This window comes from Glaciecola sp. MF2-115 (assembly GCF_047250385.1).
Taxonomy (GTDB): Bacteria; Pseudomonadota; Gammaproteobacteria; order Enterobacterales; family Alteromonadaceae; genus Glaciecola.
Map to the genome: position 1 here is coordinate 45719 of NZ_JBLBVM010000035.1, position 16256 is coordinate 61974.

The following is a 16256-nucleotide window of genomic DNA, read 5'->3' on the forward strand; positions in this document are numbered from 1 at the left end:
AATAATTCAGCTAATGCAGCTAATACAAGTAAAGCAATTAAGGTAAAAGAATGCATTTCGACATCATGGTAGGTTCAGTTTTAGGCGCTTCAGAATATGTTGCAGAAGCCCTATTGGCGAGCATCAAAGCGGCTGGGCACGACGGCGAATGTCATTTTGAACCTTCCGTTTCGTCATTGAACAAAGCAAATATTCTATTAATTTGTACCTCTACTCATGGAGCTGGCGACTTACCTGACAATATCGAAAATTATGCCAAAGACCTAGCCAAACTAGATTTAAGTGGTGTAAATGCCATCGTAATTGGGCTAGGTGATAGCAGCTACGATACATACTGCGGCGCGGCAATGAAAATGGAAACTTTAATAGTTCAGCAAGGCGCTACTTTACTTACTGAACCTTTGCATATTGATGTATTAAACCACCCTATTCCTGAAGATACTGCGGTAGAATGGATTGAAGAACAACTGCCCTTAATATTGGAAAAAACGTCATAGTCATGAATAGCCTGGAATTAGATGCCCTGCAATTATCTATGAGCAATGATGCTAGGGCGCTCTATGCTATTTACTTAGCACCTAAAGCAAACAATGCGACAAACCAAGCCAAAGGTAGCGTACTTTTGTCATATAAAGACATTATGCAATTCTTAAATAGTAAAGAAGAAGCATTTACTTTAGGTAGACAAGTGAATTCAGTGTTGAAGGAACTAGATAACGTTGGCTTAATTCGTATTGGCGAAGATCAATCGTTTAAACGCAGTTTAAACAAACAAGTTATTCACTTACCTTTAAGCGTGAGTAAAGAAATTACTGATATTGCCACCGATAAACATCAGGCATTTGTTAAGATGAATGTGAGTTGGCGACCCGACGCCGACCTATTCGAGCAAATATGTCAGCTTGTTGGTGTAATCGATAAAGGGTATTCTGCAGATGAACTTGGCGAATATATCGCTTATTGGTTAGGTTATCCTGAGAAACAATTTACGGACTACCAATGGACACAAAAATTTGTGTTAAACATAAAGCAGCGCCGTCAGAGACAGCCTGTGAATAAAGAACAAACTAAGATTGGTCATCAGTGGATAACACCACAAGCAGGTTTAGAAATAGATGACAATGTTAAACAACTAGTTGAAAAATATAGCGGAAAATCATGAAAAGCCTAAACGATAGAATAAATGACTTGGCAAAATCTTTGGGAAAAGATCCTGAGCCAGAAGCACAGTTTGATTACAAACAACGTCGCGAAGAATTCGATCGTTTGGCTAACCAAGATGTTCAAAAGCTACAGCAAGAAACGCGTCTTCAACGTGTAGAAAAAATACATGGCAAATCGGAGCTGAATCCGAAGTGGACCTTCCATAATCTAGTTGAAGATGCACAAGATGTCGTAGAAGCAATCAACATCGCTAAGTCGTTTATAGCAGCACATGCCGATGCAAGCTGGCGTAATAGCCGTGCTCACATGATGATTTTTTACGGCGACTACGGACGCGGAAAATCCCACATTGCCGGTGCCATTGCGCACGAGTTGATTGAGCAATACGAGACAACCGTAATGTACCGTCAGTTGCAAAGCTTATTAGAAATGCGTTTTTCCTCATACGATTTTCAATCTAGTGACAGCGCTCCAGAAAAATTTAGAGAAATAAACAAACAGCTACAAGAAGTCGATTTGCTCATCCTTGATGAAGTTTGCGTGAACGAGACTATGCTAAAGAAAACCACGCAAAGCTGGTTAGGTAGCCTACTGAGACAGCGCCTTATCGAAAATAAAAATTGTATATTGATTACTAATCACAACTTAAAAGACTTAGAGACTGCTTTAGGTCGTTATTGCTTTGAATCAATCAAGGAATACGACACTTATAAAGTGAGGTTCCAAGGCCCTAGCAGACGCAAGCAAGTTGTTCCTGAATATGCAGAGCCGAGTAGCGGCAATCAATACCAACCAAATCAGGTACGCTAAGCCAGATTAACCAACTAATTCGACTTAAAACGCCCTATTTACGGCCAGAAGTACAGTTGTATCCATTCTCATAATCCTTAGTATTTGCTTATACGGAGCTTACTTCAATGGCGGAATAGGTGTCATGTTGCTCGCCGCTTTGAGCTTGCTGGGTATGCAGGATCTGAAAGAAATGAACGCTTTGAAGAACCTCCTTTCAGCAATTCTGACGTGTATTGCCGTCATTGTTTACATTATTAGTGACAAAATTGAGTGGCCAGCGATGTTTATTATGGCTATTTCATCCACTTTAGGCGGTTATTTAGGGGCTAGTTTTGCCTATAAAATCGAGGATAAGTGGATTGTGATAACTGTAATCTTCACTGGTTTCATCTCATTTATCTATTTTTTATGAGTTTGTTTTTTCAACACTCATTTTTGTGTGCATAAGTACTCTTAATTTTGATCGAACTCGAATGGCTTGCAATAATGATCAGCAATATAAGCAAGTTAGCTCAAATAAATAAAAAATATTTTTGGAACAGCCAACAACTTATTCACAATATTCACACCTGTTCCTAAGTATTGTGGATAAGATCGATCCAAACCTGTACTAAAGTTATGTTCATTCACTGGACAGTTTTTAGAATTAATTTGGCTGTGGATAAAAGGGCTACTTATACCGATCATATACCGACATTACACCTGCTTATTAACAGGGTTTTAAGTGATATAACTATATGATTTAAATGTTAAATAATAGCTTATCAACAGAAAACAGCTTGCTTAATAATAATAATAATAATCTATATATCTAAGATCTCTATTTTAACTAAGCAAAGCAGAAACCCAAAAATCAGTGCTTTTTTCATTTATCAAAAAAAAACAAAAAAACCTCTAAACAAACTAAAATTAAACATGAAGTTCATAAACGTATTACAAGCGATGTCTAAATAATAAGCATTCCAAATGAACACAAACTCGTATAATATATGCGCCCCCTTTTTTAAGCTTGTTTTGAATAGGTGATTTTCAGTATTTACGTTTTACAACGAGATATGAAAATTTAATTAGGGGTGAATACCACAAATGTGATTATTTGATTTACCAAGAGTTAATTGAGGCAGTAGCAAATGTTTTATCAGCAAGATTTTGATGTCATCGTTGTCGGTGGTGGACATGCAGGCACAGAGGCAGCCACTGCATCTGCGCGCATGGGTGCAAATACATTATTGCTAACTCACAGTATTGAAACGCTTGGCCAAATGTCATGTAACCCAGCCATTGGTGGTATTGGTAAAGGTCACTTGGTAAAAGAAATTGACGCCCTTGGTGGTGTGATGGCAAAGGCGACCGACAAAGCTGGTATCCAATTCAGAACACTAAATTCAAGTAAAGGCCCCGCCGTTCGTGCTACTCGAGCACAAGCTGATAGAAGTTTATATCGAATGGCTGTTAGAAACGTTCTTGAAAATCAAGAAAACCTGACCTTATTCCAACAATCTTGCGACGATCTCATCGTAGAAAATGATCGCGTCGTTGGTGTTGTTACTCAAATGGGTTTGAAATTTAGAGCAAAAACCGTCGTGATCACCGTAGGGACTTTCCTAGGTGGAACCATTCACATTGGTATGGAAAATTACAAAGGTGGTAGAGCTGGCGATCCGCCTTCTATCGCTTTGGCAGACAGACTTCGCGCACTGCCGTTCAGAGTAGACAGATTAAAAACCGGTACACCGGCAAGATTAGATACGCGCTCACTCGATTACTCCAAAATGCAGGCACAGCCAGGTGATACACCGCTTCCTGTATTTTCGTTTATGGGTAAAGTTGAAGATCATCCACGTCAAATTTCGTGCTATATCACTCATACCAACGAAAAAACCCATGAAATTATTCGTTCTGGTTTAGATCGTTCGCCCATGTATACGGGTGTGATTGAAGGTATCGGACCAAGGTATTGTCCTTCAATTGAAGATAAGATTATGCGTTTTGCGGATAAGAATTCGCATCAAATATTTGTTGAGCCAGAGGGTTTGAATAGCGTTGAAGTATATCCAAACGGGATTTCGACCAGCTTACCTTTCGATATTCAAATGGCATTGGTGCGTTCAATCAACGGTTTTGAAAATGCTCACATTATTCGTCCAGGCTACGCAATAGAATATGATTTCTTTGATCCACGAGATCTGAAGCAAACCTTAGAGACAAAATTTATAAGCGGTCTTTTCTTCGCTGGACAAATTAACGGTACAACTGGCTATGAAGAAGCCGGTGCGCAAGGTTTGATCGCGGGTGCTAATGCTGCATTACAATGCCAAGGAAAAGATGCTTTTGAATTAAGACGTGACGAAGCGTACATGGGTGTTTTGATTGATGATCTGGCAACTATGGGCACGAAAGAACCTTATCGAATGTTTACCAGCAGAGCGGAATATCGTTTGTTGCTTCGAGAAGATAATGCCGATGTTCGCTTAACTGAGAAAGGTCGTGAAATTGGCCTAGTTGGCGATGAGCAATGGGCTTACTTCCAAGAAAAAATGAATAGCGTAGAGCTTGAAAAGCAGCGTTTACGATCACAATGGGTGCACAGTAAACACGAAGCGTTAGATGAATTGAATGCAATGTTGAAGACGCCTATTAGTCGTGAGCATTCGCTAGAAGAATTGATACGTCGTCCTGAAATGACCTATGAAAAGTTAACCAGCATTGAGAGTTTTGGTCCGAGTATTAGCGATCCTAAAGCTGCAGAACAGGTTGAAATTCAGATTAAGTATGCGGGTTACATAGCGCGTCAGAAAGAAGAGATAGCTAAATCATTAAGACATGAAAACAGCTTACTTCCAGTTGATTTTGATTTTGCACAAATTTCAGGTCTATCCAATGAAGTGGTTGCGAAACTGAAAGATGCACGCCCAGAGACCATAGGCAAAGCTTCGCGGATTTCAGGTATTACACCAGCTGCAATTTCACTGTTAGTGGTTTATTTGAAAAAACACAATATGTTGTTTAAAGCCGAGAAACAAAGCGCCTAATGAGTTCAGTCAGTAATCAATCATCAGCGTTTGAGGCTTTGTCAGTTTCCTTTGACAAAATAGCTGTGCATTTGGATTTTCCGATCTCAGAACTGCAAAAACAGCAACTGATCAACTACGTATTACTCATCGATAAGTGGAATAAAGCTTATAATTTGACCTCAGTGAGAGATCCTCAAGATATGTTGATAAAGCATATTTTTGATTCCATTGTTGTTTCGCCCTATTTGGAAGGTGAACATTTTGCAGATGTCGGCACGGGTCCTGGCTTACCGGGTATTCCTTTGGCCATCATGAACCCAGATAAACGCTTTTTGTTGATCGACAGTTTGGGAAAACGTATTCGTTTTATCAAACAAAGTCTATATGAGTTAAAAATAAGCAATGTCGAAGCTTTGCAAACTCGCGTTGAGGATGTTGACTTAGAGCAGCCTCTCGATGGTGTTTTAAGCAGAGCCTTTGCCTCGCTTAAGGATATGCTGCATTGGTGTCAAGATCTGACGGATGAAAACGGTCTATTTTTGGCATTAAAAGGGCAAGTTAATCAACTTGAACTTGACGAAATTCCTACAGGCTTTACAGTGGTAGATTGTGTTAACCTTGCAGTGCCAAATTTACAAGGCGACAGACACTTGATAAAAGTGAAAAAAACCAAGTAATTTGCGGTACGCAGGCATTTTTTGAACAGAACACAAAGTAAATACTTTTATTGAATACCTACGACTTCATTCTCAAATGTTATGTCAAAGGTATTCGTGTAAGAATAATCAAAAATGAAATGTGAAGTATCACAGTAGTTTTCAACTCATAACAAACGGAATGTATTGTGGCGAAAGTCATCTCAATCGCAAATCAAAAAGGTGGTGTGGGTAAAACAACCACAGCGGTTAACGTTGCTGCTTCTATGGCTGCTACAAAGCGTCGTGTATTGCTTATCGATCTTGACCCGCAAGGTAATGCCACTATGGGCAGCGGTGTCGATAAATACGATGTTGCCAACACCTGTTATGAACTCCTTATCGAAGATGTGCCAGCCAAAGATGTCATCATTAAAAATACCTCTGGCAAGTACGATCTGATTGCCGGTAATTCTGATGTGACAGCTGCAGAAATAAAGCTAATGGAAGTATTCGCGCGTGAACTAAGATTGCGTAGAGCTTTAGAAAGCGTGCAAGACGATTACGATTATATTTTTATCGATTGCCCACCGTCATTGAACCAACTGACCGTAAACGCCATGGCAGCGTCAGATTCCGTGCTAGTGCCCATGCAGTGCGAATACTATGCCCTTGAAGGTGTGACAGCATTGATGGATACCATTCAAAAACTAGCGTCGGTGGTAAACCCGAATTTAAAAATCGAGGGCGTACTACGAACTATGTACGACCCACGAAACAGATTAGCAAATGATGTGTCAGAACAATTGAAACGTCATTTTGGTGATCAGGTATATCGCACGGTCATTCCACGTAACGTTCGTTTAGCAGAAGCACCAAGTTTCGGCGCACCAGCCATGTATTACGATAAATCGTCAACGGGCGCAAAAGCCTATTTAGCATTGGCTGGCGAAATACTGCGTAGAAAATCATAGTAAAATAAAAATGTAAGTAAATACTTACATCTGTTTGAATAAGCTAAATTAAGATAGTAGCTAAGAAAATAATCAAGAATGAGTTTAACTTAATACTCATTGGGAAATATCAGAGGTTAGGATGTCACCAAAAAATAGAGGCTTAGGTCGAGGTTTAGATGCATTGTTAGCAACTAGCCGCAGTCATGCTGACAAAGAAAAGCAAGACGCTCAAGATGACAACAATGAGCAAAGCGAACTGAAAAATATCCCTATTGAGTTTATGCAGCCGGGTAAATATCAACCTCGTAAAGATATGTCACCTGAAGCATTAGAGGAACTCGCCGCATCGATTCGTTCACAAGGCATAATTCAACCGATCGTTGTACGTCAAATAGACAACGACAAGTTTGAGATTATTGCGGGTGAACGAAGATGGCGCGCAGCACAATTAGCCAAATTAGATACTATTCCTTGTTTGCTTAAAGATGTGCCAGATGATGCTGCAGTGGCTATCGCTCTTATCGAGAATATCCAGCGCGAAGATCTTAATGCCATGGAAGAGGCACAAGCACTAGACCGCTTGATGATAGAGTTTAATCTCACCCACCAACAAACTGCCGACGCAGTGGGTAAATCACGTACCACGGTCACTAACCTACTACGCCTAAATAGTTTGCAAGATGACGTAAAGCGCTTACTTGAGTATGGTGATATTGATATGGGACACGCGCGAGCTTTATTAGCACTCGACGGCGAAGTTCAGTCAGATACCGCTAAATTAGTGGCTGACAAGGGTTTAACGGTTCGTGAAACTGAGAATCTTGTTAAGAAAACCCAATCAAATATTGATAATCCAGCCCCTGAAAAAGAAGACAAAAATGGGAAAGTCGACCCTGATGTTCAACGCTTAGAAACTTCATTATCAGAAAATTTCGGTACACAAGTTCAAATTGCACATAACCGAAAAGGTAAGGGCAAATTGGTTATCAACTTTAATGATTTAGATCAGCTTGAAGGTATTCTTCAAAAAATGGCCCTGGAACAAAGATAAACATTACCGAAGCGTTTAGGTTTTAAGACTGCTCTAAATATGTTCAAGTTTACTTGCGGCTAGTGCACCAACAAAGGGAAATGATCGCGAAATAGTTGAATTTTTCTGTCATAACAGTATACTCATCGCGCCTTTGATTAGGTGTGTTATTTAGGATAGAAAAATGCCCACGAATTTGGCCAAAAGCGGAAAAAATTTAGCCAAAAAAGGTATATTCGCGCAATGTATATCATCACTCGCTTTAATAGTGATTGTTTTGTTCATAAAACCAGAATATACAGTAGCAGTAATTTTCGGCGCATTATCCTTCATCATACCGCACAGTTTTTTCGCATATTGGTCATTCCGATATGCTGGTGCAACGAAAAGTAAACTCGTTGTGCAGAGTTTTAGCCAAGGCTTGAAGATTAAGCTGGCTTTAACCGCAATATTTTTTGCTATAGCATTTACTCAACTGAATGCACCCCCTTTTCCATTGATGGGTGCCTATGTTTTAGCAATGGTAAGCCAATGGTTTGCCATGTACCGCCTACGCCATATGTCGTAGTGACACGCGCGCGGTACCATGTAACAATTTTTAAATTACTTAATTTGGGTTAAACAATGGCTTCTGAATATACTACTACGGAATATATCCAACACCATTTGACGAATGCGACTGTGTGTAATACCGAATCTGGTATTGCATTCAACAAAGCATGTGCTGACGCGGGCTTTTGGGCTATTCACGTTGACACTATGGCTTGGTCTATTGGTCTTGGTATACTTTTCCTTTACTTTTTCCGTCGAATTGCGAAAAAAGTGAGTACTGGCGTTCCAACTAAATCACAAGCATTTGTTGAATTAGTTGTCGATTTCGTTAATGACAACGTGACTAGTACTTTCCACGGTAAAAGCGCACTCATTGCACCATTAGCTCTCACCATATTCGTATGGGTATTGTTAATGAACTTAATGGATTTAGTGCCAGTTGACGTTATCCCAACAATTTCAGGTTGGATTGGTCAATATGCTTTCGGTATGGACCCGCATGATGTTTATAACAAAGCGGTACCAACTACAGATTTGAACTTAACCTTCGCACTCGCGTTAGGTGTATTTGCTCTTATTATTTTCTACTCAATTAGAATGAAAGGTATTGGCGGTTTTGCTAAAGAGCTTAGCTTCACTCCTTTCAATCACTGGGCGTTTATTCCTGTTAACTTAATTCTTGAATTAGTTACCTTGTTTGCACGTCCTCTTTCACTTGCACTTCGTTTGTTCGGAAACTTGTACGCCAGTGAATTGATATTTATTTTGATCGCTACAATAGGTTTATGGCAGTTGCCATTACACTTTATGTGGGCGGTTTTCCATATTCTAGTTCTTCCATTGCAAGCGTTTATCTTTATGATGTTGACCATCGTGTATTTAAGCCTAGCTAGTGAAGATCACTAGGAACAGAGTTCAACAACAATTTATATTTTAACTTTAAACTTTAACTAAAACTCGGAGATAAGTAATGATCGCTATCGCAGTTGCTATATTAATCGGTATGGGTGCCCTAGGTACTGCTATTGGTTTCGGTATTCTTGGTGGTAAATTTCTAGAATCTGCTGCACGTCAGCCAGAACTAGCACCTCAACTACAGGTCAAAATGTTCATCGTAGCAGGTCTAATCGATGCAATCGCAATGATCGGTGTTGGTATCGCTCTATATCTATTATTCGCTGTTGGCTTAGGCTAATACATACTAATTTTAGGTTAGCGAATTTAATAGAGGAGAGGCCGAAATGAACATGAATTTCACTCTTATAGGTCAATTAGTCGCATTTGCTGTGTTTGTGTGGTTCTGCATGAAATATGTATGGCCGCCACTAATGGCAGCAATTGAGGAACGCCAAAAAATCATCGCTGATGGTTTAGCCGCTTCTGAACGCGCTACAAAAGACTTAGAACTGGCTCAAGCGAAAGCAACTGACCAGTTGAAAGAGGCGAAAGCACAGGCTGCTGAAATAGTAGACCAGGCAAAGAAACGCGCAAATCAACTTGTTGATGAAGAAACACAGCGTGGACATGCCGAGCGTGAGAAAATCATCGCTCAAGGTTATGCTGAAATTGAAGCCGAACGCAATCGCGTAAAAGAAGATTTACGTAAACAAGTAGCTGCTTTAGCAGTTTCTGGTGCGGAAAAAATTCTAGGACGTGAAATCGATGCACAGGCACAGAACGACATTGTTGAAAAACTTGTCGCTGAGCTATAAGGGAGATGAGCAATGTCTGAATTGACAACCGTAGCTCGCCCTTATGCCAAAGCCGCCTTTGATTTCGCGGTTGAGAACACTGATATCGCAAATTGGCAAGAGATGTTGGCCTTTGCAGGTGAAGTCGCAGTAAACGACACCATCCGTGAAGTGTTAAGTAGCGCATTAGCTGCTGAAAAACTTGCAGAAGTATTTGTTGGTGTTTGTGGTGAACAACTCAACACTCATGGTCAGAACTTCATTAAAGTTTTGGCTGAAAATAATCGTTTATCTGCCCTACCTGATATATCGAAACAGTTCGACGTTTTTAAAGCGGACTATGACAAAGAAATTGACGTAGATGTTACATCTGCCGTTGAGTTGTCTAGTGAACAGTTAGAAAAAATGAGTGCGGCGCTAGAGAAACGATTAGCACGTAAAGTAAAGCTTATATGTAACGTGGATCCTGCATTGGTCGCTGGTGTCATAATTAAGGCCGGCGATACAGTGATAGATGGTTCCGTAAATTCTAAATTGAACCGTCTTTCAGACGCGTTGCAAGCATAAAGGGGATAAAGAGCATGCAACTTAATTCCACTGAAATTGCAGAACTGATCAAGAGTCGTATTGAACAGTTTAGTGTAGTAAGTGAAGCTCGAAATGAAGGTACTATCGTTAGTGTTTCTGATGGTATCATTCGCGTACACGGCCTTGCTGATGTAATGCAAGGTGAAATGATTGAACTTCCAGGCGGCCGTTATGCCATCGCTTTGAACCTCGAACGAGATTCAGTTGGTGCGGTTGTTATGGGTCCATATGCCGATTTACAAGAAGGCATGAAAGTGCAATCTTCAGGTCGTATCTTAGAAGTACCAGTAGGCCCAGGTCTATTAGGTCGTGTTGTAAACACACTAGGTGCACCAATCGATGGTAAAGGCGCAGTAGATGCAGCTGGTTTTGAGCCAGTTGAGAAAATTGCACCGGGCGTAATCGAGCGTCAATCGGTAGACCAACCAGTACAAACGGGTTATAAGTCAGTTGACTCAATGATCCCAATCGGTCGCGGCCAACGTGAGTTGGTAATCGGTGACCGTCAAACAGGTAAAACAGCACTTGCTATTGATGCCATCATCAATCAGAAAGGCACAGGTATTAAATGCGTATACGTAGCAATCGGTCAAAAAGCATCGACTATTGCTAACGTGGTTCGTAAGTTAGAAGAGCACGGCGCAATGGATCACACCATTATCGTTGCAGCTTCTGCTTCTGAATCAGCAGCTCTACAATACTTAGCACCTTACTCTGGTTGTACAATGGGTGAATATTTCCGCGACCGCGGTGAAGATGCACTTATCGTATATGATGATTTGTCTAAGCAAGCAGTTGCATACCGTCAGGTATCACTACTATTGAAACGTCCTCCAGGTCGTGAAGCATACCCTGGTGACGTATTCTATTTGCACTCTAGATTGCTAGAACGTGCTGCTCGTGTAAACGCTAACTATGTTGAAAAATACACAAATGGCGAAGTGAAAGGTAAAACAGGTTCATTAACTGCATTGCCAATCATTGAAACACAAGCAGGTGACGTATCAGCATTCGTACCAACAAACGTAATCTCAATTACCGATGGTCAGATTTTCCTAGAAAGTGACTTGTTTAACGCGGGTATTCGCCCAGCTGTTAACGCCGGTATTTCAGTATCTCGTGTTGGTGGTGCTGCACAAACCAAGATTGTTAAAAAGCTAGGCGGTGGTATTCGTTTGGCACTTGCACAATACCGTGAATTAGCGGCGTTCTCTCAGTTCGCATCTGACCTTGATGATGCAACTCGTGAACAGCTAGAACATGGCGAGCGTGTAATGGAGCTTATGAAGCAGAACCAGTATGCACCTTTATCGGTTGCTGAAACGGCTGTTTCATTGTTCTCGGCTGAAAAAGGCTATTTGAAAGATATCGAACTTAACAAAGTTCTTGATTTCGAATCTGCTCTTCACTCGTACATGAACAACGAAAAAACCGAGCTCATGAACACAATCAATGAAACTGGTAACTACAACGATGATATTGAATCACAGTTGAAAGAAGCGTTTGAAACGTTTAAATCAACACAAACGTGGTAATTCAATAAGCCTCGACGTTCACGCGTTGGGGTTTGTCGTTTAGTAATTGGAGAAAGTGTCATGGCTAGCGGAAAAGAGATAAAAGGTAAAATTGGGAGTATTAAGAATACTCAAAAAATTACCAGTGCTATGGAAATGGTTGCCGCTTCAAAAATGAAGAAGGCGCAAGACCGTATGGCTTCTGGCCGTCCATATGCGCAAAATATGCTAAAAGTGATTGGTCACATTGCTAACGGTAGCTTGGAATATCGCCATCCTTATTTGGAAGAGCGTGAAGTCAAGAACGTAGGATACATTGTTATTTCTACAGATCGTGGTTTATGTGGTGGGTTAAATACCAACGAATTTAAAGTGGTAGCAAAAGACGCGAAAAAGTGGAAAGAGCAAGATGTTAATGTTCATTTCGCAGCGTTAGGTGCTAAAGCTTGTGCCTTTTTTGGTCGTTTTGGCGGTAACGTCATGGCAGCTGAATCAGGTTTAGGTGATAAACCAAGTGTTCAAGATGTTGTTGGTATTGTGCGTGTTATGTTGAATGCATATGACGAAGGTAAGCTCGATAGAGTTCACCTTGTTTATAATGATTTCATTAACACCATGACCCAAGAACCCGTGGTCAATCAATTGTTGCCTTTGCCTAAATCAGAAGATAAAGCATTAAAACATCGTTGGGATTACATCTACGAACCAGATCCAAAAGAAATTTTGGAACAGTTAATGGTTCGTTATATTGAATCTCAGGTTTATCAAGGTGTTGTTGAGAACGTCGCATCAGAGCAAGCTGCACGAATGGTTGCTATGAAAGCTGCGACAGACAATGCTGGTGACCTCATTGATGATTTGCAATTGGTATACAACAAGGCTCGTCAAGCAGCAATTACGCAAGAAATTAGTGAAATTGTTGGCGGTGCTGCCGCTGTATAAGCGCACACTACGAGCTATTTAGGTAAAGAACAAATTTTAGGAATTAAGAGGACAAATTATGAGTCAAGGTAAGGTCGTCCAAATCATTGGTGCTGTTGTGGATATCGAATTTCCACAAGATTCAGTTCCAAGAGTGTATGACGCACTAAAAGTGACCGAAGGTGACTTAAAGGGCTTAACTCTAGAAGTACAACAACAATTGGGTGGCGGTGTCGTTCGTTCAATTGCTATGGGTAGTACTGACGGACTACGTCGTAATCTTGCGGTAGAGAACAGCGGTGAAGCAATCCAAGTACCTGTAGGTACAGCTACTTTGGGTCGTATCATGGATGTACTTGGTAATCCGATCGATGAAGCTGGCCCAATTGGTGAAGAAGAGCGTATGTCTATTCACCGTGAAGCGCCAAGTTACGAAGATCAATCAAGTTCTGTTGAATTACTAGAGACTGGTATCAAAGTAATCGATCTAGTTTGCCCATTCGCTAAGGGTGGTAAAGTAGGTTTGTTCGGTGGTGCTGGTGTTGGTAAAACAGTAAACATGATGGAGCTTATTCGTAACATCGCAATCGAGCACAGCGGTTATTCAGTATTCGCTGGTGTTGGTGAGCGTACTCGTGAAGGTAACGATTTCTATCACGAAATGAACGAATCAAACGTACTTGATAAAGTATCGCTTGTTTACGGTCAGATGAATGAGCCTCCAGGTAACCGTTTACGTGTTGCATTGACAGGTTTGACAATGGCTGAGAAGTTCCGTGACGAAGGTCGCGATGTACTTTTCTTCGTTGATAACATCTACCGTTATACACTAGCTGGTACAGAAGTATCTGCACTACTTGGTCGTATGCCATCAGCGGTAGGTTACCAACCTACACTTGCTGAAGAGATGGGTGTACTACAAGAGCGTATTACCTCAACTAAGACTGGTTCAATCACATCTATCCAAGCGGTATACGTACCAGCGGATGATTTGACGGATCCATCACCTGCAACTACCTTTGCTCACTTAGATGCAACGGTTGTATTGTCACGTGATATCGCTTCATTAGGTATTTACCCTGCTGTTGACCCATTAGATTCTACATCTCGTCAACTTGACCCATTAGTTATTGGTCAAGAACACTATGATGTTGCTCGTGGCGTTCAAACGGTACTTCAACGTTATAAAGAACTAAAAGACATCATTGCTATCCTAGGTATGGATGAGCTATCTGAAGAAGACAGGCAAGTAGTATCACGCGCTCGTAAAATTCAGCGTTTCTTGTCACAGCCTTTCTTCGTAGCAGAAGTCTTTACTGGTTCTCCTGGTAAGTATGTTTCATTGAAAGACACCATTAGCGGCTTTAAAGGCATCTTAGAAGGCGAGCACGACAGCCTTCCAGAGCAAGCTTTCTACATGGTTGGTTCAATCGAAGAAGCAATAGAAAAATCTAAGAAGTAATTCTTAGATTTATACTTGTAGCGCAGCGCAAGCTGCCTTAAAGGAGGCCCCATGGCAATGACAGTACATTTGGACGTAGTAAGCGCAGAAACAGAGATTTTCTCTGGTCTCGTTGAAACAGTTCAAGTCACAGGTAGCGAAGGTGAGCTAGGTATTCATCCTGGTCACGCTCCTTTGATAACTGGCTTACAACCTGGCATGGTTAGAGTAGTTAAGCAGCATGGTGCTGAAGAATTGATATATGTAGCGGGCGGCATTCTAGAAGTGCAACCTGGCAGCATTACAGTTCTAGCTGACACAGCTGTTCGTGCAGAAGATCTGGACGAAGCAGCAGCTGAAGCAGCTAAGAAACATGCGGAAGAAACTATCGCGAAAGGCGGTGCAGACTTCGACTACGCTGAAGCAGCCATTGAGCTTGCTGAAGCAATTGCACAATTGAGATTGATTCAGAAATTGCGCAAGTAAGTTAGTATGACAATGATGTAAAAACCCAGCCATGTGCTGGGTTTTTTGTTTCATGTGAAACACTTAGCCTATCCCATATCCAGATATCCCATCTCTTTCGCTTCAGCCTAATTTTAATTAGTACTAGAATAAATTCTTCAGCGGACTAATAACTGCATTACCACCACGTTGCAAAATATGTGTATAAATTTGCGTTGTGCGCAGATCAGCGTGACCTAATTGATCTTGTACCGTTCGTATATCAGCACCATTTTGCAGAAGATGAGTGGCGAAAGAATGTCTTAGTGTGTGAGGGCCTACCTTCTTATCGATTTTTGCGGCTATTTGAGCCGCCGAAATCGCTTTCCTGAGACTAGACTCATCAATATGATGTCGTCGTACTAATTTTGATTCTGGGTCGACAGAGAGCGTTTTAGAGGGAAACAAATATTGCCAACCAATAGTAAACCGACTGTTAGGTGATTTGTTGCGAAGACCATGAGGTAAATACACACCAGCATATGCCTTGTTTCCCCGATCTAGCGATAGATAATGATTTACTAACTGAATTTGAGAGCGAAGCGGGCCCGACAACTCTTCAGCAAGAGTCACTACCCGATGCTTTCCTCCCTTTCCATCCCATACACGGATATTCTTAAAATCGAAATCGATATCCTGCGTACGAAGTCGCAAGCACTCCATCAAACGAAGACCGCTGCCATACAACAAGGCCGCTGGTAATTTGTAGTGAATGTTAATATGGGTAAATAACTGCTGTACCTCAGAAACGGTTAACACCGTTGGCAACTTTGCTTGGCGTGCGCTTTTGACAAACTTGAGGTCGAGTGACAGCGGCCGCTTAATAATTTCCTTATACAAGAAACTCAAAGCATTTAGTGCAATAGATTGAGTATTCGCGGCTACTCTCTTATTGTTTACTAGATAAGAAAGGTAACGCTCCACATCCGCATCGAACAAAACCGAAGGGTGCTGCCCGTTATGAAAACGTATAAATCCATTTATCCATTTCAAATAGGTCTGCACCGACCTTTTCGCATAGCGCTTCATATACATTTGCTCTTCAACAAATGCTAAAAATTGATTATTCATGCAATATTCCTTTACTGCAAAAAACGACTGTTGATACTTACAGTAAAGCGATAATTCCGGTAAAGAGCAATACTTTGCAAATATTCCGTTCTTTGGTACAGTACAGAAATACGGAAAAAAACAAGAAACTTTGTTTAATTGCACCCTCCAAAGAAACTAAAAGGATTTTAGTAATGCACGCAAAATCACATACCACGATAAATAAGACAGCACCTTTCCCGGAATTATTTCGGGTAATAGGTTGTTATATGCCAGTGAGAACATTTAAAATTTTTGCGCTAAATTAGCAAAACTATGGAGTGACTTTAAAAGTATGGAAGTATACGAATACGATTTAGTTGCGTTACTTATTCTTATCATTGGCCTCTATGTACTAACTAAAA

Annotated in this window: 17 protein-coding genes and 1 pseudogene; 17 read left to right on the top strand and 1 reads right to left on the bottom strand. The window is 40.9% G+C overall.

Annotation, left to right across the window (positions count from 1 at the left end; translation table 11 throughout):
- Positions 1-50: 50 nt before the first annotated feature.
- From ACKLNX_RS02315 to ACKLNX_RS02395, 17 genes and pseudogenes are all read left to right on the top strand, one after another.
- The gene (locus ACKLNX_RS02315) at positions 51-497 is read left to right on the top strand and encodes a flavodoxin domain-containing protein (RefSeq protein WP_412971091.1); all 447 of its coding nucleotides are present in this window, start codon (positions 51-53) and stop codon (positions 495-497) included.
- 2 nt (positions 498-499) lie between these two features.
- Positions 500-1162 (top strand): DnaT-like ssDNA-binding domain-containing protein, encoded by a 663-nt coding sequence (locus ACKLNX_RS02320; RefSeq protein ID WP_412971092.1) that lies wholly within the window; start codon positions 500-502, stop codon positions 1160-1162.
- Entirely contained in the window at positions 1159-1974 is an 816-nt protein-coding gene (locus tag ACKLNX_RS02325) for a DnaA ATPase domain-containing protein (RefSeq protein ID WP_411695558.1), read from the top strand. Before ACKLNX_RS02320 ends, ACKLNX_RS02325 begins: the two co-directional genes overlap by 4 nt.
- Positions 1975-2035: 61 nt before the next feature.
- A pseudogene (locus tag ACKLNX_RS02330) lies at positions 2036-2368 on the top strand (TSUP family transporter); the annotation flags it as partial.
- Positions 2369-3086: 718 nt separating this feature from the next.
- Entirely contained in the window at positions 3087-4988 is a 1902-nt protein-coding gene (gene mnmG, locus ACKLNX_RS02335) for a tRNA uridine-5-carboxymethylaminomethyl(34) synthesis enzyme MnmG (protein WP_412971093.1), read from the top strand.
- Complete coding sequence (gene rsmG, locus ACKLNX_RS02340; RefSeq protein ID WP_411695556.1) at positions 4988-5647, top strand: 16S rRNA (guanine(527)-N(7))-methyltransferase RsmG; 660 nt, start codon at positions 4988-4990, stop codon at positions 5645-5647. The genes mnmG and rsmG overlap by 1 nt, the downstream gene beginning before the upstream one ends.
- A 167-nt stretch (positions 5648-5814) precedes the next feature.
- Positions 5815-6579 carry a ParA family protein gene (locus ACKLNX_RS02345; protein ID WP_411695555.1) on the top strand — a complete coding sequence of 255 codons (765 nt, stop codon included), beginning with the start codon at positions 5815-5817 and terminating at the stop codon, positions 6577-6579.
- A gap of 121 nt (positions 6580-6700) precedes the next feature.
- Positions 6701-7612 carry a ParB/RepB/Spo0J family partition protein gene (locus tag ACKLNX_RS02350; RefSeq protein ID WP_411695554.1) on the top strand — a complete coding sequence of 304 codons (912 nt, stop codon included), beginning with the start codon at positions 6701-6703 and terminating at the stop codon, positions 7610-7612.
- Positions 7613-7775: 163 nt separating this feature from the next.
- Complete coding sequence (locus tag ACKLNX_RS02355; protein WP_411695553.1) at positions 7776-8159, top strand: ATP synthase subunit I; 384 nt, start codon at positions 7776-7778, stop codon at positions 8157-8159.
- A gap of 56 nt (positions 8160-8215) precedes the next feature.
- Positions 8216-9049 (top strand): F0F1 ATP synthase subunit A, encoded by an 834-nt coding sequence (gene atpB / locus ACKLNX_RS02360; protein WP_411695552.1) that lies wholly within the window; start codon positions 8216-8218, stop codon positions 9047-9049.
- A gap of 64 nt (positions 9050-9113) precedes the next feature.
- On the top strand, positions 9114-9338 hold the full coding sequence (atpE, locus tag ACKLNX_RS02365) for a F0F1 ATP synthase subunit C (RefSeq protein WP_014110667.1): 225 nt from the start codon (positions 9114-9116) through the stop codon (positions 9336-9338).
- Between the two features lie 46 nt (positions 9339-9384).
- Positions 9385-9855 (top strand): F0F1 ATP synthase subunit B, encoded by a 471-nt coding sequence (gene atpF, locus ACKLNX_RS02370; RefSeq protein ID WP_411695551.1) that lies wholly within the window; start codon positions 9385-9387, stop codon positions 9853-9855.
- A 12-nt stretch (positions 9856-9867) separates the two neighbouring features.
- Positions 9868-10401, top strand: coding sequence for a F0F1 ATP synthase subunit delta (atpH, locus tag ACKLNX_RS02375; RefSeq protein WP_411695550.1), 534 nt, complete (start codon positions 9868-9870; stop codon positions 10399-10401).
- A 14-nt stretch (positions 10402-10415) separates the two neighbouring features.
- Positions 10416-11957, top strand: a complete 1542-nt coding sequence (atpA, locus tag ACKLNX_RS02380; RefSeq protein WP_411695549.1) for a F0F1 ATP synthase subunit alpha — start codon at positions 10416-10418, stop codon at positions 11955-11957.
- Between the two features lie 60 nt (positions 11958-12017).
- Entirely contained in the window at positions 12018-12878 is an 861-nt protein-coding gene (gene atpG / locus ACKLNX_RS02385) for a F0F1 ATP synthase subunit gamma (protein WP_411695548.1), read from the top strand.
- Positions 12879-12936: 58 nt separating this feature from the next.
- Positions 12937-14319, top strand: a complete 1383-nt coding sequence (atpD, locus tag ACKLNX_RS02390) for a F0F1 ATP synthase subunit beta (RefSeq protein WP_411695547.1) — start codon at positions 12937-12939, stop codon at positions 14317-14319.
- A 51-nt stretch (positions 14320-14370) separates the two neighbouring features.
- The gene (locus ACKLNX_RS02395; protein ID WP_411695546.1) at positions 14371-14784 is read left to right on the top strand and encodes a F0F1 ATP synthase subunit epsilon; all 414 of its coding nucleotides are present in this window, start codon (positions 14371-14373) and stop codon (positions 14782-14784) included.
- A 123-nt stretch (positions 14785-14907) separates the two neighbouring features.
- Here ACKLNX_RS02395 and ACKLNX_RS02400 read toward each other — a convergent pair whose 3' ends face one another.
- Positions 14908-15873, bottom strand: a complete 966-nt coding sequence (locus ACKLNX_RS02400) for an integron integrase (protein WP_411695545.1) — start codon at positions 15871-15873, stop codon at positions 14908-14910.
- Positions 15874-16256 lie beyond the last annotated feature (383 nt).